Annotated in this window: 20 protein-coding genes, 1 riboswitch and 1 other annotated feature; of the genes, 15 read left to right on the top strand and 5 right to left on the bottom strand. The window is 50.6% G+C overall.

All coding sequences use genetic code 11. The features are described 5' to 3' along the window. Window positions 1–46: 46 nt before the first annotated feature. Entirely contained in the window at window positions 47–1,717 is a 1,671-nt protein-coding gene (locus tag ET464_RS05300) for a glutamine--tRNA ligase/YqeY domain fusion protein (RefSeq protein WP_129438881.1), read from the top strand. 8 nt (window positions 1,718–1,725) lie between these two features. Here ET464_RS05300 and ET464_RS05295 read toward each other — a convergent pair whose 3' ends face one another. The 4 genes from ET464_RS05295 to ET464_RS05280 form a co-directional block, all read right to left on the bottom strand. After that, the gene (locus ET464_RS05295; protein ID WP_129438879.1) at window positions 1,726–2,721 is read right to left on the bottom strand and encodes a tryptophan--tRNA ligase; all 996 of its coding nucleotides are present in this window, start codon (window positions 2,719–2,721) and stop codon (window positions 1,726–1,728) included. A 41-nt stretch (window positions 2,722–2,762) separates the two neighbouring features. Then, window positions 2,763–3,024, bottom strand: a binding site (T-box leader). Between the two features lie 92 nt (window positions 3,025–3,116). Continuing rightward, entirely contained in the window at window positions 3,117–4,208 is a 1,092-nt protein-coding gene (locus ET464_RS05290; RefSeq protein WP_129438877.1) for a DUF1648 domain-containing protein, read from the bottom strand. Continuing rightward, complete coding sequence (locus tag ET464_RS05285) at window positions 4,205–4,609, bottom strand: GntR family transcriptional regulator (protein WP_129438875.1); 405 nt, start codon at window positions 4,607–4,609, stop codon at window positions 4,205–4,207. Before ET464_RS05285 ends, ET464_RS05290 begins: the two co-directional genes overlap by 4 nt. A gap of 180 nt (window positions 4,610–4,789) precedes the next feature. Further along, window positions 4,790–6,154, bottom strand: coding sequence for a TrkH family potassium uptake protein (locus ET464_RS05280; protein WP_129438873.1), 1,365 nt, complete (start codon window positions 6,152–6,154; stop codon window positions 4,790–4,792). A 139-nt stretch (window positions 6,155–6,293) separates the two neighbouring features. Here ET464_RS05280 and ybaK point away from each other — a divergent pair, with 139 nt between their 5' ends. Continuing rightward, entirely contained in the window at window positions 6,294–6,764 is a 471-nt protein-coding gene (ybaK, locus tag ET464_RS05275; RefSeq protein ID WP_244226678.1) for a Cys-tRNA(Pro) deacylase, read from the top strand. A gap of 122 nt (window positions 6,765–6,886) precedes the next feature. After that, window positions 6,887–7,504: a cyclase family protein gene (locus ET464_RS05270; RefSeq protein ID WP_129438871.1), complete on the top strand. Its 618-nt coding sequence runs from the start codon at window positions 6,887–6,889 to the stop codon at window positions 7,502–7,504. 181 nt (window positions 7,505–7,685) lie between these two features. Here the strand turns inward: ET464_RS05270 and ET464_RS05265 are convergent, their stop codons facing one another. Beyond that, on the bottom strand, window positions 7,686–8,624 hold the full coding sequence (locus tag ET464_RS05265) for an aldo/keto reductase (RefSeq protein ID WP_129438869.1): 939 nt from the start codon (window positions 8,622–8,624) through the stop codon (window positions 7,686–7,688). A 173-nt stretch (window positions 8,625–8,797) separates the two neighbouring features. Here ET464_RS05265 and ET464_RS05260 point away from each other — a divergent pair, with 173 nt between their 5' ends. From ET464_RS05260 to ET464_RS19745, 12 genes are all read left to right on the top strand, one after another. Beyond that, complete coding sequence (locus ET464_RS05260) at window positions 8,798–9,649, top strand: helix-turn-helix transcriptional regulator (RefSeq protein WP_129438867.1); 852 nt, start codon at window positions 8,798–8,800, stop codon at window positions 9,647–9,649. Between the two features lie 182 nt (window positions 9,650–9,831). Then, window positions 9,832–12,021, top strand: coding sequence for a beta-glucosidase BglX (gene bglX, locus ET464_RS05255; protein WP_165279907.1), 2,190 nt, complete (start codon window positions 9,832–9,834; stop codon window positions 12,019–12,021). Window positions 12,022–12,076: 55 nt separating this feature from the next. Next, a riboswitch (ZMP/ZTP riboswitch) is annotated at window positions 12,077–12,156 on the top strand. 63 nt (window positions 12,157–12,219) lie between these two features. Beyond that, window positions 12,220–12,789 carry a DJ-1/PfpI family protein gene (locus ET464_RS05250; protein ID WP_129438863.1) on the top strand — a complete coding sequence of 190 codons (570 nt, stop codon included), beginning with the start codon at window positions 12,220–12,222 and terminating at the stop codon, window positions 12,787–12,789. A gap of 236 nt (window positions 12,790–13,025) precedes the next feature. Continuing rightward, a complete protein-coding gene (locus ET464_RS05245) occupies window positions 13,026–16,523 on the top strand; it encodes a choice-of-anchor I family protein (RefSeq protein ID WP_129438861.1) in 3,498 nt (1,165 codons plus the stop codon). A 364-nt stretch (window positions 16,524–16,887) separates the two neighbouring features. Further along, window positions 16,888–17,601: a glycosyltransferase family 2 protein gene (locus ET464_RS05240; protein WP_129438859.1), complete on the top strand. Its 714-nt coding sequence runs from the start codon at window positions 16,888–16,890 to the stop codon at window positions 17,599–17,601. 1 nt (window position 17,602) lies between these two features. Continuing rightward, on the top strand, window positions 17,603–17,899 hold the full coding sequence (locus ET464_RS05235; RefSeq protein WP_129438857.1) for a lipid-A-disaccharide synthase N-terminal domain-containing protein: 297 nt from the start codon (window positions 17,603–17,605) through the stop codon (window positions 17,897–17,899). A gap of 13 nt (window positions 17,900–17,912) precedes the next feature. Continuing rightward, on the top strand, window positions 17,913–18,413 hold the full coding sequence (locus ET464_RS05230) for a MerR family transcriptional regulator (RefSeq protein WP_165279906.1): 501 nt from the start codon (window positions 17,913–17,915) through the stop codon (window positions 18,411–18,413). A 134-nt stretch (window positions 18,414–18,547) separates the two neighbouring features. Continuing rightward, window positions 18,548–19,963: a protoporphyrinogen oxidase gene (locus tag ET464_RS05225; RefSeq protein WP_129438853.1), complete on the top strand. Its 1,416-nt coding sequence runs from the start codon at window positions 18,548–18,550 to the stop codon at window positions 19,961–19,963. Between the two features lie 171 nt (window positions 19,964–20,134). Continuing rightward, the gene (locus ET464_RS05220; RefSeq protein WP_129438851.1) at window positions 20,135–21,655 is read left to right on the top strand and encodes a spore germination protein; all 1,521 of its coding nucleotides are present in this window, start codon (window positions 20,135–20,137) and stop codon (window positions 21,653–21,655) included. A 21-nt stretch (window positions 21,656–21,676) separates the two neighbouring features. After that, window positions 21,677–22,852: a Ger(x)C family spore germination protein gene (locus ET464_RS05215; protein WP_129438849.1), complete on the top strand. Its 1,176-nt coding sequence runs from the start codon at window positions 21,677–21,679 to the stop codon at window positions 22,850–22,852. A 5-nt stretch (window positions 22,853–22,857) separates the two neighbouring features. Then, window positions 22,858–23,958 carry a GerAB/ArcD/ProY family transporter gene (locus ET464_RS05210; RefSeq protein WP_129438847.1) on the top strand — a complete coding sequence of 367 codons (1,101 nt, stop codon included), beginning with the start codon at window positions 22,858–22,860 and terminating at the stop codon, window positions 23,956–23,958. Further along, entirely contained in the window at window positions 23,951–24,094 is a 144-nt protein-coding gene (locus ET464_RS19745; protein ID WP_165279905.1) for a hypothetical protein, read from the top strand. Before ET464_RS05210 ends, ET464_RS19745 begins: the two co-directional genes overlap by 8 nt. Window positions 24,095–24,192 lie beyond the last annotated feature (98 nt).

Here is a 24,192-nt window from a genome sequence, read left to right as displayed (position 1 = left end):
GTTTGCAGATAACGATAACCCGTATTCATTAGGAGGCGACGCCCGAATGAGTGGAATTAGTGAAGATCGTGAGAATCAATACATGCTCAAGCTGATTAATGATGAACTTGCGCACATGCCTTTCCATCGAGAAATGTGCACGCGTTTTCCCCCGGAGCCTAACGGCTATTTGCATATCGGCAGCGCGTATGCCATCCATATGAGCTATTCTATCGCGTCAAGGCATAATGGCAGGTTCCATTTGAGGTTTGACGATACGAATCCGTTAAAGGAGGATTGGGAATACGTTAATGCCATTGTCGAAGACATGAAGTGGCTGGGTTACGAGCCGGACGCTGTCTATTTCGGCTCCGACTACTCGGATCAAATTTACCGCGCAGCTGTTGCTTTGGTCCAACAAGGAAAAGCGTACTTGTGCGATTTGACAGCGGAGGAAACGGCGGAGTACCGGGGGACGCTTACTATGCCCGGAACAAACAGCCCTTACCGGACCCGGTCCGTCCGGCAAAATGTGGAGCTGCTGGAGCGCATGAAGCAGGGCGAATTTCCTGCAGGCGCTAAAGTGCTGCGCGCCAAAATCGATATGGCTTCGCCGAATATGAATTTGCGCGACCCGGTCCTGTATCGCATTATTCATGCCACCCATTACCGGACAGGAGACAGCTGGTGCATTTATCCGATGTATGATTTTGCCCATCCGATTCAGGACGCTATCGAAGGCATTACCTATTCGTTATGCTCCGTCGAATTTAAAGATCACCGGCCGCTGTATGAATGGGTTTTGCATGAGTTAGGTTATACGGAGCCGCCGCGGCAAAGAGAGTTCGGGCGGCTGCATATTACCGGTGCGGTTACCAGTAAACGTTATATCCGCGCTATGGTTGATGAAGGCGTGGTGGACGGCTGGGATGATCCCCGGCTGCCGACGCTGAAAGGACTGCGAAGAAGAGGCTATACGCCGGAAAGCATCCGCAGCTTTATCCGGGAAATTGGCAGCATCAGGGTGCACAGCACGGCGCATTTGGCGCTTCTTGACCATCATCTTCGGCAGGATTTGAAAACGAAAACGGTTGGTGTCATGGCAGTACTGCATCCGCTTAAAGTTGTTATCACTAATTACCAGGCAGGAGGCATGGAGCTGTTGGAGCTGGACAACAGCAGCGAAAACAGGCAGCTGGGCACGCGGGAAGTTCCTTTCGCTCAAACGATCTACATTGAGCGGGATGACTTTATGGAGCACCCTCCAGCCGGTTATTACCGGCTGAGCCCGGGAACGGAAGTGAGGCTGAAGGGCGCTTATTTTATCCGCTGCGATGAAGTGGTGAAAGACCCGCAAACCGGTGAAATCATGGAGCTGCGCTGCACGTATGACCCGCTGACCAGAAGCGGCGCCGGTTTTACCGGCCGCAAGGTGAAAGGGACGATTCATTGGGTATCCGCCGCCCATGCCGTGCGAGCGGAGGTTCGCCTATACGAGCCGCTGCTGCTTGAGAATGCGTCCATTCAAGGCGAAGACTGGAGATCGGGGTTAAATCCGCATTCGCTTACGGTTGTGAAGCAGGCGTTGTTGGAGCCGTTTATCCATAGCGCTACGCCTGAGAATACATTCCAGTTTATACGCCACGGTTATTTTGTCTTGGACCGGAAAGACAGCACGGCGGAGAAACCGGTGTTTAACCGGATTGTTCCGTTAAAGGATTCGTGGACCAAACGTTAACAGCCGCCTTAACGGCCGATTGCGCGCCGTACTTTATCCATTTGGGGAGCCGCAAGCGCCCTTGCTTTAGCCGCCCCCTGCTTTAAGATGGCGTCGATCTGCGCAGGATCGGCCATCAAATCCTCATATTTGCGGCGCGGCTCCTCCAAAAAGGCGTCCATCGCCTGAAACAGCTCCTGCTTTGCAGCACTCCAGCTGATACCGTTAGCGTAGCTTGCCCGCATAACTTCGATTTGCGCTTCGGAAGCGAACGGTTTATATAGCGCAAAAAGGGGGGGATCCTCCGGGTTTTTAGGTTCGCCGGGCGGCGTGGAATCCGTTTTGATTTTGTTAATCAGCTTATGCAACGTGCCAGCCGGCTCAAACAACGGAATGGTATTATTGTAGCTTTTGCTCATTTTGCGGCCGTCAAGCCCCGGGATTACGGCTGTTTCTTCGTCTACGGCATACTGCGGCAGCTTGAATGTCTCGCCAAAAACGCGATTAAACAATTCGGCGATGTCGCGGGCGATTTCGACATGCTGAATTTGGTCTTTGCCGACCGGCACCAGATCGGATTGAAACAGCAGGATGTCCGCCGCCATTAAGACGGGATACGTAAACAGCCCCATATTAACGCCGTTGTCCGCATCTGCGCCAAGCATCCCATTGCGGTCGACGATTGCTTTATACGCATGCGCGCGGTTCATCAGCCCTTTAGGCGCAAGGCAGGACAGAATCCAGCTAAGTTCGAATATTTCCGGGACATCGGACTGGCGGTAGAAAACGGTATGCTCCGGGTCCAGCCCAAGCGCCAACCATGTGGCCGCAATGCCGTACGTAAGCTCTCTGAACTCCTCATTGTTCTGAATAAACGTCAGCCCGTGATAATCGGCGATAAAAAACAACGACGTCCGGCCAGGCTCGGCTGCCATTCGCAGCGCAGGTTTGATTGCGGCCAAATAATTGCCGACGTGGACTTTCCCGGTTGGCTTAATGCCCGTTAATACGATTGTGCTGCTCACTCGAATCCCTCCTTAGACAATAAAAAAAGGGCTCCCGTCCTGAAAAGGACGAGAAAACCCAGTGGTACCACCTTCGTTAGTCCAGTGAAATGCCGGACTCGCTTTGACGTATCGAAACGGCATGAAGCCGTTTGAATACGCGTCTCTTGTAACGATGAGACAGTTCGCCAAAGCCTACTTGACTTGTGCTGTTCGGTTTGGATGCTCGGAAGCCCACTTCGGCATATTCCCTACACTGATTCGCACCGGCCATCAGCTCTCTGGCGTATTCGATATGCGTACTCTCTTCGTCATTGCATATAGGTATGCGATTGAAGTTAGTTAATTTTTACATTATGCAAATAATTTGTAAAGGTCTAAATAGGCTGCGCAGCTTGATGTTTATTTGGGCTATTTTATCCCAAAAAAGGAACGATCGCGAGGATCAAGACGAGCAAACCGATAATGATCCAGCTGACCGGATGCGCAAAATTGACAGTCATGCCAAGCCCGCTGCGCTTCGAAACGAACAGCGACGGATCTTGCGGATTATAATACGTTGTGCCGCCCAGCTTCCACAGCCGGTCATCTTTTGCCGCCGTATCATAATTTTGCCCAAGCCCTTTGCGCGAGCTGTATACAAGCAGAATAGCCGTCCCGGCAATCATTAGAATCGGAAGCAGCGCGTCCACCCAGCCCGGCACTTGGCCGAAGCTTTGCTCAAACAGCATAGATGCCTGGCCGTACCCGACAAACAAAATGAGAGCCAGCATAATCAGCCATACGAAACGGGATAATACGCTGCGGAATTGCGACTGCTTCTTGAGCGAAGCTTCAGGATCGGCAGGGTCCAGCTGCTGCTTAGCCGTCCCGATCGTGTAGTTAATCAGAACGGATAAAATACCAGCTCCCAGCTGGATAAAGCTTAAGGAAAATACAGAACCAAACGATTTGGCCGACCAATGATCCGGTTTGCCGTTCAAGCCGAAATGCGTGGCGAAGCTGTCCGGAATTTGATCCCAGTGCATGCCGATCAGCGCCATTATAATAAGCGGGATGAACAGATGTGGCGCAAACGACAGAGGCGGCATGATCGCTTCTTTACGCCGGTCCTTCAAGCTCGCTACCCGTTTGGCCGGCTGTACCTCGCTGAGGCTCCAGTTTTGCTCCGCTTTCAATTGAACCGCTTTGCGGTGGAACACGATGTAGAACAATAGGGCGAATACGAGATGAACAGGCACAACGATCGGCAGCGCATCAACCATCTTGGTCCCGCTAGCCAGCGCCCAGCCTATGACCGCGGCAGCAGCGGCCAGATCGGCCAATATTTGCGAGACGGTGAATCTGAACCGCATTTGCGACACTTTACGATCATTGCGGAAAGCTTCCGGCACATATACGCCGAACAAAATGGCGCGAGCCAAAATATACGGATAGCAAGCAAAGCTTGCGATCAAAATCAAATCCGTTGCGCCAAACAAAATTAAACCCCAAGCCGTTTCGTTCATGGCTGATTCCTCCCATTGTCGGTTGTTGATACTTGCCGGTATATACGCTCGGCATAAGCGCTGAATTGTTCCGCATTCAGCCCGCGGACGGCGGACTCTGCCGCTAACGCTTTGAGCTGTCTCGTCATCCGGGTTTCAAACTCGGCTGTTACGCCCGGCATTTCGCCTGGCTGCACGATGACGCCTTGCTTGCGGTGAATTTGCAGAAATCCTTCTTGCTTCAACTGCTGATACGCTTTATTCACCGTATGCAAATTAATATCCAGGTCGGCGGCAAGGCTGCGAACCGACGGCAGCGGATCGCCGGGCTTCAGCCCGCCGTTTGCGATACCCTCCACAATCTGGTCGACAAGCTGCGTGTAGATGGGGACATCCGATTGCAAATCAAGCTCTACAAACATAGCGGTTCCTCTTTTCGAAAATGATTAATAACGCATAACTGTTATACTACATATATAACAGATATTATAATTAGATGCAAGCGGCTAATGCGCAGAAGAGAAGGGATATAAACGTCAAAAAGCGCCAGCCTTCCGTTAAGGATGGCTGGCGCTTTACATGCTGCCCGCAGGGCTTATGAATTACCCCGTAATGACCCGCTCTACCGGGTAATGGATTTTGGCTTCCTTTTGTCCGCCGCTAATCATAAATAAAACGGACGTTAAGCCGATTCTTCCAATAAACATGAGGACCATCAGGATGCATTTGGCGAATGCGCTTAAGTCCGGCGTAATGCCTGTCGACAAGCCTACGGTACCAAACGAAGAGCATACTTCAAGCACGATCGCGAGCAGCGGGACCTGCTTGTCCGAGAAGCTGATCGCAATAATCGAGAAAGCGCACAGGATCGTGGCCAAAACCGAAATCGCCAGCGATTTTAATATATCGTCGGAATGAATCTCCCGCTTGAATACTTTAATATCGCGGTTTCCTTTGGCGTAATGGTAAATAAACAGCATATTCAAAGCGAAGGTCGTGGTGCGGATACCGCCGCCAACTGAGTTGGGCGATCCCCCGATGAACATCAGAAGGCACATCAGCACCAGCGTCGGAATGGAAAAATCGTTAATGTCCATAGTCGTTAATCCGGCGCTTCTTGTTGTAGCCGCTTGAAAAAACGAGTAGAAAAAGCCTTCATGCCAAGATTTGTCTTTCAAAAAATGCTGGCGTTCAAACATCCAGATAAGCACCGTACCGATTACAAGCAGGATGCCGTATGTCGAGGTCGTCAGCTTGGCGAATAAAGAGAAGCGGAACGGATGGGCATTCTCCGATTTTTTTCGAGATAGAAAAGCTTTAATCTCCAGCAGCACCGGAAACCCGATCGCGCCGAAAATAATAAGAATGACGGAAATGATTTGCACGAAATAATCATGGGCGAAAGGGATAAGCGACTTCCCGGTTATGTCCATTCCGGCATTTGTCGTGGCGCTGACGGAAGCGAACAAGCCTTGCACAAACGCTTCATGCCAAGTCGGGAAATAGGATAAAAAGCGGAATCCTAATATAACGCCCCCAATCAGCTCGGTGAGCACGACAATAATCAAAATTTCCCTAACCATATTGACGAGTCCGGATAAAGCAAACTGGTTATTATCGACCATAATTAAGCGCCTTTCGCGCAGTCCGATTTTACGGCCAAGCAAGATCCAGAAAAACGTGCTCATAGCCATGATGCCGATGCCGGCAAACTGCAATATGAGCATAATGACAAAATAGCCAAGCACGCTGTAGGTTTCGGATATGTTAAATACGCCCAATCCCGTATCGCTGACGACGCTAACCGCCGTAAATACCGTATCGAAAAAAGAAACTTTGACGCCGGGTTTATGTACAGCCGGAATACTAAGTAATAGAATTGAAATGGTGACGGCCAGCAAATAATAGCCGGTAATGACTTGCGCGGGGGACCGTTTCTCCATCCAGTCCCGAATCTTGCTCCACATGAAATGCATTTCCTTTCTTTATTGAATCGTAGAGGATGATGCCATTTATAACTTATCATCGTTTGCCCTTAATCATTAGCAAATATACACGTAACTATTGATAGAACGCAACAGCAAAATTACGGAGAGAGGTGAACATGTGGCTTCCAAAACCAATGCTTGCAGAATGCTGGATTCGCTGCATATTCCTTATACGCAGCATGAATATGATTGGGACGAGGATCATTTGGACGCGGGGACCGTAGCCGGGAAAGTCGGGCTTCTGCCGGAGCAGCTGTTTAAAACGCTCGTATTGAAGGGGGATAAAACCGGCATTCTGACCGCTTGCATTCCCGGGGATAAGGAATTGAACTTGAAGGCGCTCGCAGCTGTAAGCGGCAATAAGAAGGTGGAAATGGTGCCGGTTAAAGAAATTCAGGCGCTTACCGGATATATTCGGGGAGGGGTATCCCCTCTAGGAATGAAGAAAAAATATCCGCTTTATTTGCATGCTTCGGCGGTAACGGCAGAGCTGGTCAGCATTAGCGGCGGACGTCGCGGCTTGCAAATTTTTCTGGCGGGCAAAAGCCTGGCGCAGGCAGCGGAAGGAAAGGTATGCGAGATCGTTTAAATGATCAGCCATAAATGGAATATTAAAAATGAATGATCTTATTGAATTTTCGTATAGGGGTGGTAAAATATACCGGTTCTGCAAACTGCCGATCCGATCTATATACGGGGGGAGTAAAACCAATGATCATTGATTTGACGCATCCGATCCGGGACGGCCTGCCGCCTTATCCGGGAGATGCGGAAACGTCGCTAGTCCATTCCAAGCAATACGCTAAGGATTATTACAACAATCATTATTTGTCCATTAATATGCACGCGGGAACGCATATTGACGGACCGATGCATTTGACGGATTGCTATACGTATATGGATGAATTTCCGCCGGACCGTTTTATTGGAGAGGGGTGTTTGCTGGACGTATCCGGGCAAGATGTGATTGATTATAAAGAAACCTATGAGCAGCAAATCGGGCAAAATCAAATCGTGTTAATCCATACCGGACAGAGCCAACGGTTTGGAGAGCCGGACTATTTCGAACATCATCCGGTGCTGACTGAAGCGTTCGCGGCGCTCCTTGTCCGCAAACAAGTCAAGCTGGTCGGCTTGGACACGCCTTCGCCGGACAAATACCCGTTTGCTGTCCATAAACATCTTTTTCAAAACGGGATATTGATTGCAGAAAATTTAACGAATCTTGTGAAGCTTATAGATGCTGTGTCATTTGAAGTTATCGCCCTGCCGTTACTTATCCGGGCAGATTCCTCAATTGCCCGTGTCATTGCTAGAATCAGATCTTGATATAGGAAAGCCGGTGCTGCTCCGAACGAGCGGCGCTTTTTTTTTGCCCCTCAGCCAAGTAACCGGTGACGGAAATCCGAATTCGCGGGCGCAGCTTATTATTCAGAAGATTAATTGAGACAGCAAAAAATACGCGTTCTTCCCCTTAAGAAGAAGGACGCGTATTTGCAGTGCAGCTGTTTTATTGGCCGTCCGAGGACAAATCAAGCCAGGCCAGCTCCTCGCGGGTCAACACGATCCGCGAGCCTTCATCGCAGGAAGCCAGCTCTTCCGCCGATTGGGCGCCAATCAAGGCGCAGGTTGGAAAAGGCTGATTCAGCACATAGGCAAGCGCAATTTGGATGGCCGTTGCCTTTTTGCTTTTGGCCAGCTGATGGGCACGTTCGAGGCGTTCCCAATTATCGTCGTTGTAGAATACCCGGACCAGATCCGCATTGGAACGGTTGTCCGGCGTAAACAAGCCGGTGAAGAAACCGCGCGCCTGAGAGGACCAGGAGAATAGCGGGAACTGGTTCGCCTCGTGCCATTCGCAAGTTTCCTGGTCGGCGGAGACGCAGCCTTTCCAGAACGGTTCGTTTGGCTTCGCCAGGCTTAAATTCGGGCTGCTGAAGGTGAAGCCCGTCAAGCCGTTAGCTGCGGCGTAATCATTGGCTTCCTGGATACGCTGCCAAGTCCAGTTCGAGACGCCGATGGCTTTCACAACGCCTTTGGATATATATTCGTTTAAAGCTTCAATGATTTCGCCGGCCGGTACAGACGGATCATCGCGATGAAGCGCATACATATCAATGTAGCCGGTCCGCAGCCGTTCCAGACTTACTGTAATATCGCGGCGGATCGCATCGGCATTCACACGCGGACCATGTTCGTCATGGTGCGCCCCTTTGGTCAAAATCACCCACTCATCCCGGTTGCCGCGTTCTTCCAAATATCGTCCGATTACTTCTTCGCTTTGCCCGCCGGTATAGACATGGGCCGTGTCGACCGCATTGCCGCCAACGGCAAAAAACTGGTCCATATTGGCCGCCGCTTTCTCATAACGCTCGTGAACGAAATAATCCGAACCTTTCATCAAACGGGATACCGGTTTATCCAAGCCAACTACATTCAAATACTCCATGAAGCACATGCCTCCTTAACATTAATCGGATTCATCATTGTGTGCTGTCCGGTAGGGTTGAACAGTAAAGCCTATTATGATTATATTGCGATTATAGGGTATCGATTTTGATTTGGAAATGATAATATTTTGCAAAAGATTAAAACAATATTGTGATATAAAGAGGTGCTTGGATGATTCGCCAAAGCTTGCTTCTGTCGCTTCCCCGGATGCCGTATTTTTGCTTTCCCGAGTCAGTTGGTCATTATTCGGAGTATCCCGAGCATGATGTATACCGGGAAGCAGGGGCGCTGAACAATTTCAATATTCATTATGTCGTTTCCGGCAAAGGATACGTGGAGCTGGAAGGCACACGGCATGAGCTTCGCGCAGGCGAGGCGGTGCTCTATTTCCCGTTGCAAAAGCAGGTGTATTACAGCAGCCAGGATGAGCCGTGGGATGTGCGATGGTTTCATTTTTACGGGGGAACGGGGCTGCGCGATTATTTGCTTGAGCAAGGCTTGAACCAAAGCCCGCTGTGGAAGGTGAGGCAGCCAGCGTTATGGGAAGAGGCGCATGAAAGGCTGCTGGCTGAAGCGGAAACGTACCGGATGCTTCGTCCGGCCCAGCTGTCGCTGCTCACCTACGCACTTATTACGCTGTTTGTCGAGCAAGCGGCGGTGCTTAAGGAAGGCAAATCGGTTGCGGCGGGGGAGCGGATGATGGAGCTGCTCCCGCTCATGCAGCAGGAAGCGGCAAAGCCGTTTGTACTGGAGGAGTGGGCGGAGAGGCTGGGCGTTACGCCTTATTATTTTTGCAAGCTGTTCCGTGCGGCGATGCGCATGACGCCTATGGAATTTATTACGCGCTGCAGGCTGCAGGCCGCCAAGCAATGGCTGCTGGAACGGAAAGATGCCGCCATCGGGCAAATCGCGGAAGAGGCGGGGTATCCGAATGCGAGCTATTTCAACAAACGTTTTATGGAGCATGAAGGCATGACGCCAACCGCTTACCGCAAGCTGTACGCCATACGGCAGGAGAACTGACAGGTACGGAGCTTGTGCTGAAAGCCCGGCAACTTGAAAGCCGGTCACTTCTGCCAGCAAATGCAGATGGCTCTGACGCGTTAAAGCTGACGCCGTGCAGGAAAGCTGGACAAAATCGGATACGATTATAGCAATCTCATTTCTATTAGCTGCTGTTAGAGTCCGGTATAATAAGGAGATTAATGCCAAAATTATGTTGGAGGACGAACACGGTGACGAAACGATCTCTTACCGATTTGCTGGCGCAGATGACGCTGGATGAGAAAATTGCGCAGCTTGTGCAGCTTACGCCTAACTTTTTGAACGACAATGATGCGAATTTGACAGGCCCGCTTGCTTCGATGGGCTTAAATCCGGAAGCGGTGTGGAATGTCGGCTCTGTCCTTAGCGCAGTCGGCGCCAAAGAAACGATTGCTTTGCAGGAACAATATATGAAGAACAACCGGCTGGGCATTCCGCTTATTCTGATGGCGGATATTATTCACGGCTACCGGACGATTTTCCCCGTATCGCTTGGGTTAGCCAGCTCGTGGGATATGGAGCTCGCCGAGCGCAGCGCCGCGATTGCGGCGAAGGAATCTTCGGTAGCGGGCATCCATGTCACATTTGCGCCGATGGCGGATTTGGTGCGGGACCCGCGCTGGGGGCGCGTGATGGAATCGACGGGCGAAGACCCGTATTTGAACAGCGAATTTGCGCGGGCGTTCGTGCGGGGCTTCCAAGGCAGCGATCTGACCGGCGACACGGACCGCATGGCGGCATGCGTAAAGCACTTTGCTGCATATGGCGCAGCGGAAGGCGGCCGTGATTACAACACGGTCAACATGTCAGAGCGGCAGCTTCGCGAGTCTTATTTGCCGGCCTATAAAGCGGCGCTGGAGGAAGGCTGCGAGCTCGTCATGACTTCGTTTAACGTTGTCGACGGCATTCCGGCTACCGGAAACCGCAAGCTGATGCGCGATTTGCTTCGTGAGGAATGGGGATTCGACGGCGTCCTGATTTCGGACTGGGGCGCTGTTCAGGAAATGATTCCGCACGGCGCAGCGGAGGATAACGCGGAAGCGGCGCACAAAGCGATTGCAGCGGGCGTCGATATGGAAATGATGAGTTCTTGTTACGCTCAGTCGTTAAAGGAGCTTGTGCAATCCGGCCAAGTGGATGAGGAATGGATCAATGAATCGGTGCTGCGCGTACTGCAGCTGAAGGACAAGCTTGGCTTGTTCGACAACCCGTTCCGAGGTGCGGACGAGCAGCGCGAGAAGGAAATCATTTTATGCGATGAGCACCGCCAAGCGGCACGGGAAATAGCGGCCAAGTCATGCGTTTTGCTTAAAAATGAAAACGTGCTGCCGCTGCGGGCGGAGCAGAAAATAGCGCTGATCGGCCCATTCGCGCAAAGCGGAGATGTGTTGGGGCCGTGGTCGATATGGGGCTCCCAAGATGAAGCGGTTCAGCTGTTCGCCGGGCTGGCCGGCAAAACGGATGTTTCCCGCATCGCCGTTGCAGAGGGCTGCGGCATTACAAGCGGCACTGAAGCGCAGGCGCAGCAAGCGATCCTCGCTGCACAAGACGCGGATGTAATTGTGCTCGCGCTGGGCGAAGCTTCCGAGATGAGCGGAGAAGCCGGCAGCCGGTCGGATATACGCCTGCCGGAAGTACAGCTGCAGCTGGCATACCGGCTGCAGCAGCTGGGCAAACCGGTTGTCGCCGTCTTGTTTAACGGACGTCCGCTTGATCTTCACGGCATTATTGATGTTGCGGATGCGGTGCTGGAAGCGTGGTATCCGGGCACGGAAGGCGGCAATGCGATAGCCGATGTGCTGTACGGCAGCGTGAATCCGGCCGGGCGTCTGACGATGTCATTCCCTTATTCGGTCGGACAGGTTCCGGTATATTATAATTCATACAATACGGGCCGTCCGCTTACGCCGGCGAATGCAGACCAGCGGTATGTCTCGAAATATTTGGATATTCCTAACGCGCCTTTATTTCCTTTTGGCTTTGGGCTTAGCTATACGGAGTTCGCATATGGCGATCTGGCGATCTCCGCAGCCGAGATGGGCGAGACGGACAAGCTGACGGTATCGGTGCAGGTGACCAACGCGGGAAAGACGGCCGGTGAAGAAGTGGTTCAGCTTTACGTTCGTGATTTGGCCGGTGAAGTGGTTCGTCCGTTAAAAGAGCTGAAAGGCTATCGCAAGCTGAAGCTGGAGCCTGGCGAATCGGCCGATGTACAATTCACGCTGACAGAGGAACAGCTTCGTTATTATCATTCCGATTTGACTTTTGCAAGCGATGCAGGGCTCTTTGAGGTGCATGTCGGGCCGAACAGCCGCGATACTGCGGTTCAAACCTTCCGGCTTGTAAAATAACTTTTAAATCCCTATTGATGCGGAGACGGTTCCCCGCCTATAATAGAAGTAAATATTTGGTATGTGTAACTGGCGTAACGCGGAATACCGCGGGGGAGCACATATGTCTAATTGCCGTACGCCTGGGCGAAAGTATTTGACCGAACTAACGGTCAAATACTTTTTTTATTTCATTCGAAGAAAGGTCAGGTGGCTGGGATGAAGGTTGCATTTGTATTGTTCGACGGAATGACGACGCTGGATTTTATCGGGTTTTATGATGCGGTAACGCGGCTTCGTATATTGCAGGCTGAATTATCGTGGGCGTTTTGCTCGGATAAACCGCAGATTACGGACGACAAAGGGCTTAAGCTGCAGATGGACGAAGTGCTTCCGGACTTGTCCGGCTACGATGTTGTATTTGTGCCCGGCGGTATGGCCACGAGGCAGCTCCGGTTCGACGAGGCTTTTGTTGCATGGCTTCAGACCGCAGCGAATGCGCCTTACAAAGTATCCGTCTGTACAGGGGCGCTGCTGCTTGGGGCTGCAGGTTTTCTGGCCGGCAAGACGGCGACGACCAATTCCAGCGCCTACGACTTGCTGGAGCCTTATTGCGGGCAGGTAAGCCGGGAAAGATATGTACAGGACGGCCATATATTTACAGGCGGCGGCGTGTCGGCATCAATTGATTTGGGTTTGTTTTTTGTTGAACGGTTATATGGTTCGTCGGCCGCCCGCCAAATACAAGCAATGATGGATTACCCGTATTATACGGCTGCAATCGAATAGGTAATCTCCATGATAAGTAGAACCGGTTCTCCCGATAGGGGGGACCGGTTCTAACGTTTCAAGGAGGGGAATTGCATTTCATCGGATATGCTCTGGCTTTGGAAGCAGGTCTTATTGCTTGATACACCCAAATAAATGTTAAATTTTACTAAAAATTAACGCCTGTGTTAACAAAGGACAAACAATTTCTCCTTAAACTACACTATAAATCAAACGAATGAAGGAGTGATTGAAACTTGAAATCGGCAAAAACGAAAAAAATCGTGTCGGTCGCGATGGCTGTGCAGCTTTCTGTCGGTACGATGCTTACTGGTATAGCGGCAGCGGCAGAGGGAGAAGCACCGTCAGCGCCTCAGTTGGGCGTACCCTACGATACGGATGGCATATACAATGTCAGCGTTCCGCACATTATCATTAACCAGGTTTACGGCGGCGGATTAAAACGGGCTGATGATACGTATGCCACGAACGGTTTTATCGAGCTGTATAATCCGACGGATGAAGACGTGGATCTTAATGGCTGGTCGATCCAATATGCGGATCCGGGCAGTGATTACAAAACCGGCGCGACAGGCAGCTGGAGCATGCTGAAGCTTACAGGCGTCATTAAAGCGAAGTCGTCTTATCTTGTAGTTGCCCATCCGACAGGAGCCGCTGCGCCAACATTGGATTTGATGGGCAGAGGCGATCAGCAGTGGGATCAATATATCAATAATAAAGGGTTAAAGGTTGTGCTGATGAGCAACCAGACTCCGCTGGATAACAGTCTTAAAAATCCATTCGCAGCAGAGCCGAAGCCTGCGGGATATGTCGACATGCTAGGTACAGGCAGCAATGATCCGGGCAGTAAAATAGATGGCTACGAGACAGCCTCTCCATCCGGTTCGGCGGAAGGCACCTCCAAGAAAAAAGCGGTTCGCCGCACCAGCTTCCAGGATACGGACAATAACAAGCAGGATTTCGAACAAATTGATTATGAAAAACCGGCTCCGGACAAGCTTGCAACGTACGAACCGCATGACGGCGAAGACGGCGTATGGCTGTCTATTGTGACACCGTCATTGCCTTCCGGTTACGTGAACCAGACCTATGAAGCAGTAATGGAAACGGTTGGCGGATACGGCTCGTATACGTATGAAGCGGACGGGCTGCCGGAGGGATTGTCCATCACGAGCGGCGGCATCATCAGCGGTACGCCAACAGCAGAAGCGTCCAATGTTAAGGTAACGGTTACTGCAACGGACGCCGAAGATTCTTCCATCCAAGTGACCAAATCGTTTGATCTGAACATAAGCCGCGCTGCCATTCAAAGCTTCAAAGATACACTAAACATTACGAAAATCGCCGAATATGCCGTCGGTACCACGAATCCGGATGGCGGCGTTGCCGAAATTGTAAAATATAATAAAGAAAATCAAAAATTTTATTTGGTGAACGGTTCTGCCAATCCGCCAAGCCTAGATATTGTCAGCCTGGACACGGATAACGGACAGCTGGAGAAGGAAAAAAGCGTACCGGTTAAACAACTGTCCGAGACGGGAGGTTTTACGTTCGGCGATTTGACAAGCGTTGTTGTCGACTACGCAACCAAGCGGGTTTATGCAGCTGTACAAGCTGCCGATCCGGCTGTGAAAGGCAAAATTTTGGCGCTGGATTATGAAGGGGATTTAAAGGCATCGTACACGGCGGGCGTTCAGCCGGATATGATTACGACGACCTCCGACGGACGTTACGTGCTGACGGCCGATGAAGCCGAGCCTCGTACGGGCGTGCTGGAGGAAGACGCTCCGGGCAGCGTAACGATCGTGGATACGCAAACCGGCGAGTCTACGCAAGTGTATTTTGACCAAACATCCGTCATTGCACAAGATGTGCATATTCGCGGACAAGTGGTAGACGGCGTATACACTGGTCAAGGGAGCCCGGAAGAAGCGTTTAAAGATTTTGAGCCGGAATATATTGCCGTTTCAAGCGATAATAAGTCCGCTTATGTAACACTACAGGAAAACAATGCGATTGCTAAAATTGATATCCCATCCCGATCGGTCGTTTCGGTCGGCAGTCTCGGCTACAAAGATTTCAGCAAGCCGGAAAACGCGCTGGACTTGCAGGCTGACGGCATCATTAATTTTGAGACAGCTCCGTTCTACGGCGCTTATATGCCGGATGGCGTTGCGTATTATTCCGTTAACGGCGAACATTATTTGCTGACGGCCAATGAAGGCGACGCAACGGAATGGCCTGCGGAAGATCCGATTTTGACGAACATCGCCAAAATTAAAGATCTAAAAGGCGGGCTGGATCCAGCCTCGGATGCTTATAACTTCTTGAAAAACACGACGAAATATGACAGCGATGAAGGACTGACGGACCGGGGCAATGACAGCATTTACTTGCTTGGAGGGCGCTCCTTCTCGGTCTGGAATGCTGATTCGCTGAAGCAAGTTTATGACAGCGGCAGTGACTTTGAAGTCATTACGGGCGAGCGCGATGCGGAGCATTTCAACGTCAGCAATGATGACAATGAGATGGACGCCAGAAGTAAAAAGAAAGGGCCGGAGCCTGAGGGCATAGAAACCGGCGTCGTCGGCAATCATACATTCGCTTTTATCGGGCTGGAGCGCACCAGCGGCATAATGACTTATGACGTGACAGACCCTGAACAGCCGGTATTTGCAAACTATACGAACTCGCGCAAGTTTGAAGATAAGGACGGCCGGCTCAATCTGGATACATTCTCTGGACCGGAAGGCATTGATTTTATTCCTGCAGCTGAAAGCCCTACCGGATTGCCGCTGCTGCTCGTTGCTTATGAAGTGGGCGGAAGAGTAGGCGTATACCAGCTGGATGTGACCAAAGTAACCCTTAACACAAGCTCGTTACCGCTGACGGAAGGCGGCCGGACAGCACAGCTTCATGCTGTAGTGGAACCCGCAGATGAAGAAGGCAGCACAGCCGTAACATGGAGCAGTTCAGATACAGCCGTCGCTGCAGTAGATGCAGATGGCAAGGTTCGTCCGATTAAGGCAGGAACGGCTGTCATTACGGCAATCAGCGCTGACGGCTACGGCAGCGGCGAAGCGCAAGTGGTCGTCACTGCGAAGCCGGAAGATAGTGACCATACCCCGTCGCAACCGTCAACACCATCCACCCCGGCTGAACCGGAAAATCCGGGAGCTGCACCGGGCGACTCCCCTGCCTTTACGGATGTACAAGGGCACTGGGCTGCGGATGCGATCAACAAGCTGGCCAGCGCCGGCATTTTGACCGGTATGCCTGACGGCACCTTTAAGCCGGACCAATTGATGACAAGAGCGGAATATTCCGCCGTATTGTTCAGAGTACTCGGACTCGGCAGCGGGAAGGAGACAAGTGCCTTTAACGATATTGCCCCGGATGCCTGGTACCATAATTACATCGACGCGCTGGCGCAGGAAGGCATTATTTCCGGCTTTGAAGACGGAAGCTTCCGGCCGGACCAGCCGATTACCCGCGAAGAAGCATTCGTCCTCTTGTACAGGGCGGTCAAAGACAAGCTGCCGGCAGCAAACGGATCAGCACCAGGCTTTGCCTTTACGGACAGCGATTCGATTTCGGCTTGGGCGCGCGAAGCGGTTCAGGCATTGTATGCGGCGGGTGTTGTGCAAGGAAACGCCGATGGGAAACTTTATCCCAAGCAGTCGACTACCCGCGCGGAAATTGCTCAAATTGCCGCTGCGTTTATCCAGCAATAATCCGAATGTTCTACAAAGGCCAAAACCAGCAATGGTTTTGGCCTTTTTGTTATGCCCTCCGGCTTGCAAGCTTTATAAACACCGAGGTATATCGGCCGTTTCGGAAAGAGAAACTGGTTATAAAGCGTGATGTCCGCTCATAAACTTATAATCTATTAAATTCGTTTAAATTTTATGATTTTTTCGCCTATTTGCTGCAAGATATGCAAATTATGATAATTATTAAAATTAACGTTGACGTTAACGTGTGATGTGATTATGCTTAATGGTGTGAAAAAGCTTGATCGGCGGCAAAAACGCTTTACATTGGGGTTAAAAACAACAACACATCCCTTCATACCATATGAAATAAAGGAGAAAAAGCATGGTTGAATTATCCGTTGTGGTTCCGATTTATAACGAGAAAGAAAATTTGTATCATCTGCACGAGGCGATTACGGCTGCGCTGAAAGGCCATATCGAAAGCTATGAAATCGTACTTGTCAACGACGGCAGTACGGACGGCAGCGCCAATATCATTAACGAGCTTGCGGCAAAGGACCCTGCTGTGAAAGGAATCCACTTCGAGCGGAACTGCGGACAAACGGCCGCTATCTATTGTGGCATTAAACGGGCGGAAGGCAAATACATTGCTTCTATCGACGGAGATTTGCAAACCGACCCCGGTGATATTTTAATTTTGATGAAATATATGGAGAACTACGATTTCGCCAACGGAATGCGGGTCAAGCGCCGCGATACGCTGGTGAAGAAAATTTCCTCCAAAGTGGGCAACGGCGTGCGGAACTGGATTACCGGCGACAATATTCAAGATACCGGCTGTCCGATGAAAGTGTTTAAACGGGAAGTAGCTGAAACCTTTTTCTTATTTGAAGGGTTCCACCGCTTTTTGCCGACAATTGCCCGCATGAACGGCTTTAAAGTGACGGAAGTGCCTGTCCGGCATCGTGAGCGGATGTACGGCAAGTCCAAATACGGCGTATTAAACCGCGCTTTTGTCGGATTGATGGATGCTATCGTCATCGGCTGGCTGCGCAAACGAATGATTCGCTATCAAGTTAGGGAAGAAGTGAGATAATATGAACGCTCACGTAAAAGAACTGATTTGGGTGGCCATTGGCATGGTCGGGCAAATTATGTTTACCGGAAGGTTCGTGCTGCAGTGGATTGCCAGTGAAAAAGCAAAGCAAAGTATTGTTACGAAATCGTTTTGGAGCTTTAGCATTATGGGCAGCACCATTTTATCCATTTATGCCATTTACCGTAAAGATCCCGTGTTTATTATCGGTCAGGTGCCAGGCATTTTTATATACGCACGCAATCTGGTTATTATGAGAAATAATGAGAAAGCCAATAAAATGAATGTGTCTGGATAAGCCGGGATGTCGATTGGAGCATGTCGAGGACGTGTCTTCGGAAGGAAAGGAGGACCGCGTGATCGAGAAGTTTAAAATTGATGATGTTGCCCGGGAATGCCAGCTAACGAAAAGAACGGTTCGCTATTATGAAGAAATCGGGCTGATCTCTCCTCCGGAACGAAGCAGGGGAGGCGCAAGGCTTTATACCCGCATGCATATTAACAAGCTAAAGGAAATTACGAATGCGCGTGACGTTCTCGGCTTTTCTTTGCAGGAGATACAGAACTTTTTGTCGTTTCGCGAAAACTTGCGAGATCATCATCAGCTGTTAATTAGCGCAAATGATTACGAACAGAAAATTAAACAGCTGGTGGAGTTAAAAGGCATTATGGATAAAAAGCTTGAGCTGATCGAGCACAGGCTTGAAAAAATTGAGCAATACCGGCAAGAAATGAGCAGTATAAAAAAGCGGGTGCAGGGTGAAATTGACCGCCTCCTATGCGCTGCCAATAAACAAAGCGGTACGGAATAAATCCCTTGCATCGGATAGAGCCCACAGCATCTTGCAGATGTTCCGGGCTTTTTTTGTCCGTAAGGCCTGCTTCTTGGTATACTAGAACGAGCTTATGCCATGATCGCGATCTGGAATAAAAAGGGGTAATTGATGTGAAAACGATAGCAATAGCCGGAGGCGGTATAACGGGGCTTTCTACGGCGTATTATTTGCAGCGGGAGCTGGCTTCTGGCGGACTGGCGGCCCGTGTTGTAGTGCTGGAAGCGTCGCCGCGCCTGGGCGGCAAAATCGCAACTGTGCAGGATGGGGGTTTTACGATGGAAACAGGCGCCGATTCCATTGTGGCGCGCAAGGAGAACGTCGCTCCTTTTATCGAGGATATGGGGTTAACCGGAGAAGTTGTGTATAACGCAACGGGCAAATCCTATATTTATATCGACGGCGGATTGAAAAAAATTCCTGAGGATTCCGTGTTCGGCATCCCGCTTAGTCTTCAATCCTTGGCGGAAAGCACTTTGATCTCGGCCGAAGGCAAAGTAGAAGCGCTCAAAGATTATTATACGCCGGAGCATAACTTTACCTTTAACGATTCCATCGGCTTGTTCCTGGAGAGCTGCCTGGGCAAGGAAATTGTCGAAAGGCAAATTGCGCCGGTATTATCCGGTGTTTATTCCGGCAAGCTTCATGATTTGACGATCGCTTCTACCCTTCCGTACTTATTAACCTACAAAAACGAATACGGCAGCCTATTAAAGGGGCTGTCTGAAAATAAACAGAAGTACAAAAGTGCAGGAAACGCCAAGTTTATCTCGTTCGGAGACGGCGTCTCCGCTTTAATTGATACGCTGGAAAAGCGGCTTGCGGAGGTTGAGATCCGCAAATCGGCCAAGCTGGAGCGAATTTCCCGGTCCGAAGGACGATACCGCTTATCCATAGCGGGAGATGAGGCGCTTAATGCGGATTATGTTGTGCTCAGCACCGACTATACAGCTGCTCAACGGATGCTGCAGGATAAGGAGCTGGATACGGATTTCAGCCAGCTGAAGAACAGCTCGCTCATTAGCGTATATGCCGGTTTTGACATTCCGGACAGCGAGCTGCCGAACGACGGCACAGGTTTTATTACGGCAGATCACAGCGGGCTGGCTTGCGATGCCTGCACATGGACAAGCCGCAAATGGACGCATACGTCCAAAGAACATAAGCTGCTGGTGCGGCTGTTCTACAAAAGCTCCAACCCGCGTTACAGCGAGCTGAAGCATTATACGGCGGAGCAGCTGGTACAAACGGCGCTGCGCGACATTCAGCTCAGCCTTGGCATTACAGCCGAGCCTGTAACGGTGCAAGTAACGCCTTGGAGAGATGCCATGCCTAATTACCATATCCGGCATCATGAAATTGTGAAGTCGCTGGAGAACAAGCTGGCTGAACGTTATCCGGGCATTATGCTGGCCGGCTGCTCGTATTACGGCGTAGGCATTCCTGACTGTATCGCAAACGGCCAACAGACAGCCGAAGCGATCATTCACTCGATGCGTCAGCAGCAAACCGAGCAGGTCCGTGCTTAAAGAAGAAGTTTTAAAGCTATCAAGCAGCCGTCAAGCTGCCGTTAAACAGCCGTTCCTTCGGGTCCGGCTGTTTTTTTTGCGCCCGCTTGCATGCATTCATCGCGCAGATTTGGAATGTTTTTAATAGTTGCGGGAAAAATAGGGTGACTTGCAAGCGGAGGAGGAGCAGCTGTGGAGCCTGCCGTTCATCAAACCGGCATCACGTTAACAGGTGAATTAGAGCATGATCTCTTCTTATTGAAGGAGAAGTTTGACCGCTGCTCGGATATTGTGTGCCGGACGATTTGTTCGGGCAATCAGGAAATAGCTGTAGCGGTCTATTTGGATGGTCTGGTTGACGATATGCGCATTGAATCGGAGCTGATCAAGCCTTTGATGTCACAGAGCGAGCTGTTTGCCAATCCGGGACGTGACGCCCAGCTTGAACTCCCTCTTCATGCGATTGCCCACGCCGATCAATTCGAAACAACGGATCATATCGAAGATGCCACAACGGCGGTATGCAAAGGCGCGACTGCCGTGCTTATAAGCGGAGTGCCGCAAATTCACCTCGCTTATTTGAAAAAGTGGGAGCAGCGCGCGGTTGAAGAGCCGATTACGGAAGCGGTTATCCGGGGGCCGAGAGACGGGTTTATTGAAAACTTGCGGGTGAATACGACCCTGATCCGGAGAAGGCTGCCCACCGCGGATTTAAAGATGGAGCCAATGCAAGTCGGCCGGATCTCCCGGACGGAGCTGGCTATCGTTTATTTGGACTCGATTGTGATGCCGGGCCTCGTGGATGAGATCAAATCAAGAATCAGCCGAATAGACATGGATGCTGTATTGGAAAGCGGCTATATCGAAGAAATGATATGCGACAGCCATTTTACAATATTTCCGCAAATGATCAGCACGGAACGGCCGGACCGGGTTGCGGCTTCAATTCTGGAAGGCCGGGCGGCCATCATCGTCGACAATACGCCGTTCGTGCTTATTGCGCCTTCTTTAATTACCGACGTGCTGCAAGCAAACGAAGATTATTACCAGAATTTTATTGTCTCGACGATTATGCGCTGGCTGCGGTTAATATTGACCTTTTGCGCATTAACGTTCCCTTCTATTTTTATCGCGGTGTCGACGTTCCATCAGGAGATGATTCCTACTACCTTGCTGCTCAGCATTGCGTCATCCCGAGAGAATGTACCGTTTCCCGCATTGGTCGAAGCGCTTCTGATGGAAGCGGCCTTCGAGGCGCTCCGGGAAGCGGGCATCCGGTTGCCAAGGCCGGCCGGACAAGCGGTCAGCATCGTTGGCGCTTTGGTTATCGGGCAGGCGGCGGTGCAAGCCGGAATCGTATCCGCCACCTTAATTATCGTCGTCTCTTTTACCGGCATCGCCTCGTTTATTTTTCCGCTGTACAATCAAGGATTGGCCATCCGGATGCTTCGCTTCCCGCTGATGCTGATGGCCGGAATGCTGGGGTTATATGGCATCTTTCTCGGCTTGCTGCTGCTTCTGGCCCATTTGTGCAAGCTTCGTTCTTTTGGCGTCCCTTATCTTACGCCGCTGTCGCCGCTTCACGTCAGCGATCTGAAAGACGTATTCGTCCGTGCGCCGTGGACGCATATGACGAAGCGGCCGGCAGCTACGGGTAAAGTAAACCGGAGGCGGATGGTTAAGCTGCCGCCCCGACCCGAGCCGCCTGTATAAGCAAGCAGAAAGGAAGCCGCAATGAAAAAAACTGCTGTCTTATTAATAGCCGTCATGATGTCCGTTTTGCTCAGCTCCTGCTGGAGCGAAATAGAAGTGAACGAAATTGCCATTGTAACGGCATCCGGACTTGATCTTACAGAAGAGGGGAAGATCCGGCTGTCGCTGCTGCTTGCCATTCCGCGGCTGTTTGGAACCGGTTCTGCGCAAGGCGGAGGAGAAAGCAAGCTGGTAAGCTCCGCCGGTTGGGTGGTATCCCAAGAGGGGGATACCATTATGGATATAACGAGAGCGCTGCAGAAGAAACTGCCGCGGCAAATTACTTATTCCCACAGCCGGGTGCTTATTATCGGCAACAGTCTTGCCAAAAGCGGCGTAACCCGGGTCATTGACTTTTTCGAACGATACAGGCAGGCGCAGCTCATCAGCTACATTGCGGTTTCGGAAACATCGGCGCTTGATATATTAAATTTCAAGCCTAAATATGAAAAATTGTCTTCCGAGGTATTGAAATCGGAGATGGCTCAAAATTTGATACCGAGCATGCGGGTGATCGACTTTCTTAATCTGGTTATGTCAGACGGCGTCGAACCGTACACGCCATTGGTCAGTATAACGCCTTCTCAGCAGGGCGGAGATGATTCCAATACGAATATAGCGGTTAAAGGCATTGCGGTCTTTAAAGGAGAGAAAATGATCGGCCAGCTAAGCGATAAAGACGCACGCGGCGTGCTGTGGGTTAAAAATCAGATCCATAAAGGCATTATTACAATTGATATTCCGAATGAGCCGGGAAAAATAAGCGCTGAACTGGAACGTGTACATGTGAAACGGCATGTCACGATAGAAGGCGGCAAGGTCGGAATTACACTCGTGATCCGTCTGAATGAAAATATATATGAAAATACATCAAGCATTGATCTGGACAGCGACGAAGGCGAAGCTCTCATTCAAAAGCAAGTAGAAGAAGCGGTTAAATTAAGGATCAAGGAATCCAGCGCCAAAGTGCAGCAGCAATTTAAAAGCGATATTTATGGATATGGACAATCCGTATACAGGCGGTATCCCAAAGCTTGGAACCATGTCTTCAAGAAGCAGTGGGAGGAGATGTTTCCTGCGATCGAGCCGGAAATAATGGTGAAAGGCCGAATTATTCGCTCCGGCTTAACGAATGAAGCTATTCATCCTGAGGAGTGAACGATATGATCCATGTTTCAAAGTATCAAATATTCACCTTGATGACGGTATTTCAGCTGGGCAGTACAATTATTTTTGGTTTCGCGGCCGATGCGGGGAGAAATGCTTGGATTTCTACGCTGATCAGCTCCGTGTTAGGGATGTGCATTGTGCTGCTATATTGGAGCATCTTTCATTTAAGCGGCGGACTATCCCTGGTGGAATGGTGTCCCGCGCTGCTGGGCAAATGGATCGGTATTCCGCTTGCATGGCTGTTTCCGCTTGTGTTCCTCTATGACTCGGCCAGAATTGTAAGCGACATCCGGTTTTTATTCCCAATTACAATTTTGCATGGCACGCCAAACTGGTTAATTGCCATCACGTTTCTGCTTGTCATTCTCTATGTCCTGTTTAGCGGTTATGAAGTGCTTGCGCGGATGAGCGGATTCTTTTTTCCATTAATCCTGCTGTCGCTGCTGCTGGAAATCGTGCTGCTCTTTTTCTCTGGAAGAATCCATTTACCGAATTTGCTTCCTGTGCTTGGTGAAGGGTGGGGCAAGGTTTGGCAGACGGTATGGCCGTCAGGCCTTATGCAAACCTACGGGGAAAGCATTGAATTTGCGATGTTTTGGGGATTTGTCGCCCAAAAGAAGCAGCTGCCGTTTACAGTGGCGGGAGCGTGCATTTTGTCGGGCTTATGCATCACGCTGCTTGATGTGCTGGCTATTACAGGGATGGGCGAGCACGTATTTCAGCAAATGATGTATCCGTCGTTTGCGCTATTGAAGTTGTCCAATGTCGTGGACCTGCTGGAAAATTTGGACGCTATCGGAGTAAGTTATTTGACCTTGACTGCTTTTACAAAGCTGACGCTTCATTTGTTTGCAGCTGTCTACTGTATCCGCAAGCTGCTGGCGGCTGCGGGGGATAAAGCGATTATTTTGACGTCTGTCGTCGTTGCTTTTTTCGTCTCGATGACGATGGTTGTCAGCTTTAACGGACATTTGGAAGTAGCGACGACCGTGCTGCCCCAGCGGCTGTGGCTTCCGTTGTTTTTATATTTGCCGGCGGTATTATTTCTAATGGCTTGTGTAAAGCAAAAGAGGAGGAGCGCTCAGCATGATTGAGTTTCTGTTTCCGTGGGAGTCGTCCGAATTTCTCCACCATCCTTGGCGGCTTCAGCTTACGCTGCTGTGTGCGGCTTGCATAATGGCGCCGGTCAGCTGGCTCCGGCACCGTTCTAAGCGGAGCAAGAACGGATGAGCATAGCCCCGATCACATGGAAATAAATATAGTCCTTCCCGATTAACCGTGATAAAATCGGAAATAGCTTGTCCGAATGTATTCTGGAATAGGGATTG

Source organism: Paenibacillus protaetiae (assembly GCF_004135365.1).
In the GTDB taxonomy this organism is placed as follows: Bacteria; Bacillota; Bacilli; order Paenibacillales; family Paenibacillaceae; genus Paenibacillus_AP; species Paenibacillus_AP protaetiae.
The sequence above is the reverse complement of the archived record's forward strand: the minus strand, read 5'-3'. Positions and strand labels throughout refer to the sequence as shown.

What these genes read in the sequence shown, in the direction of transcription:
- ET464_RS05300 (WP_129438881.1), top strand. Translation starts at nt 47, where the DNA reads ATGAGTGGAATTAGTGAAGATCGTGAGAATCAATACATGCTCAAGCTG.
- ET464_RS05290 (WP_129438877.1), bottom strand. Translation starts at nt 4,208, where the DNA reads ATGAACGAAACGGCTTGGGGTTTAATTTTGTTTGGCGCAACGGATTTG.
- ET464_RS05285 (WP_129438875.1), bottom strand. Translation starts at nt 4,609, where the DNA reads ATGTTTGTAGAGCTTGATTTGCAATCGGATGTCCCCATCTACACGCAG.
- ET464_RS05280 (WP_129438873.1), bottom strand. Translation starts at nt 6,154, where the DNA reads ATGTGGAGCAAGATTCGGGACTGGATGGAGAAACGGTCCCCCGCGCAA.
- ET464_RS05270 (WP_129438871.1), top strand. Translation starts at nt 6,887, where the DNA reads ATGATCATTGATTTGACGCATCCGATCCGGGACGGCCTGCCGCCTTAT.
- ET464_RS05265 (WP_129438869.1), bottom strand. Translation starts at nt 8,624, where the DNA reads ATGGAGTATTTGAATGTAGTTGGCTTGGATAAACCGGTATCCCGTTTG.
- ET464_RS05260 (WP_129438867.1), top strand. Translation starts at nt 8,798, where the DNA reads ATGATTCGCCAAAGCTTGCTTCTGTCGCTTCCCCGGATGCCGTATTTT.
- bglX (WP_165279907.1), top strand. Translation starts at nt 9,832, where the DNA reads ATGCCAAAATTATGTTGGAGGACGAACACGGTGACGAAACGATCTCTT.
- ET464_RS05250 (WP_129438863.1), top strand. Translation starts at nt 12,220, where the DNA reads ATGAAGGTTGCATTTGTATTGTTCGACGGAATGACGACGCTGGATTTT.
- ET464_RS05240 (WP_129438859.1), top strand. Translation starts at nt 16,888, where the DNA reads ATGGTTGAATTATCCGTTGTGGTTCCGATTTATAACGAGAAAGAAAAT.
- ET464_RS05235 (WP_129438857.1), top strand. Translation starts at nt 17,603, where the DNA reads ATGAACGCTCACGTAAAAGAACTGATTTGGGTGGCCATTGGCATGGTC.
- ET464_RS05215 (WP_129438849.1), top strand. Translation starts at nt 21,677, where the DNA reads ATGAAAAAAACTGCTGTCTTATTAATAGCCGTCATGATGTCCGTTTTG.
- ET464_RS05210 (WP_129438847.1), top strand. Translation starts at nt 22,858, where the DNA reads ATGATCCATGTTTCAAAGTATCAAATATTCACCTTGATGACGGTATTT.
- ET464_RS19745 (WP_165279905.1), top strand. Translation starts at nt 23,951, where the DNA reads ATGATTGAGTTTCTGTTTCCGTGGGAGTCGTCCGAATTTCTCCACCAT.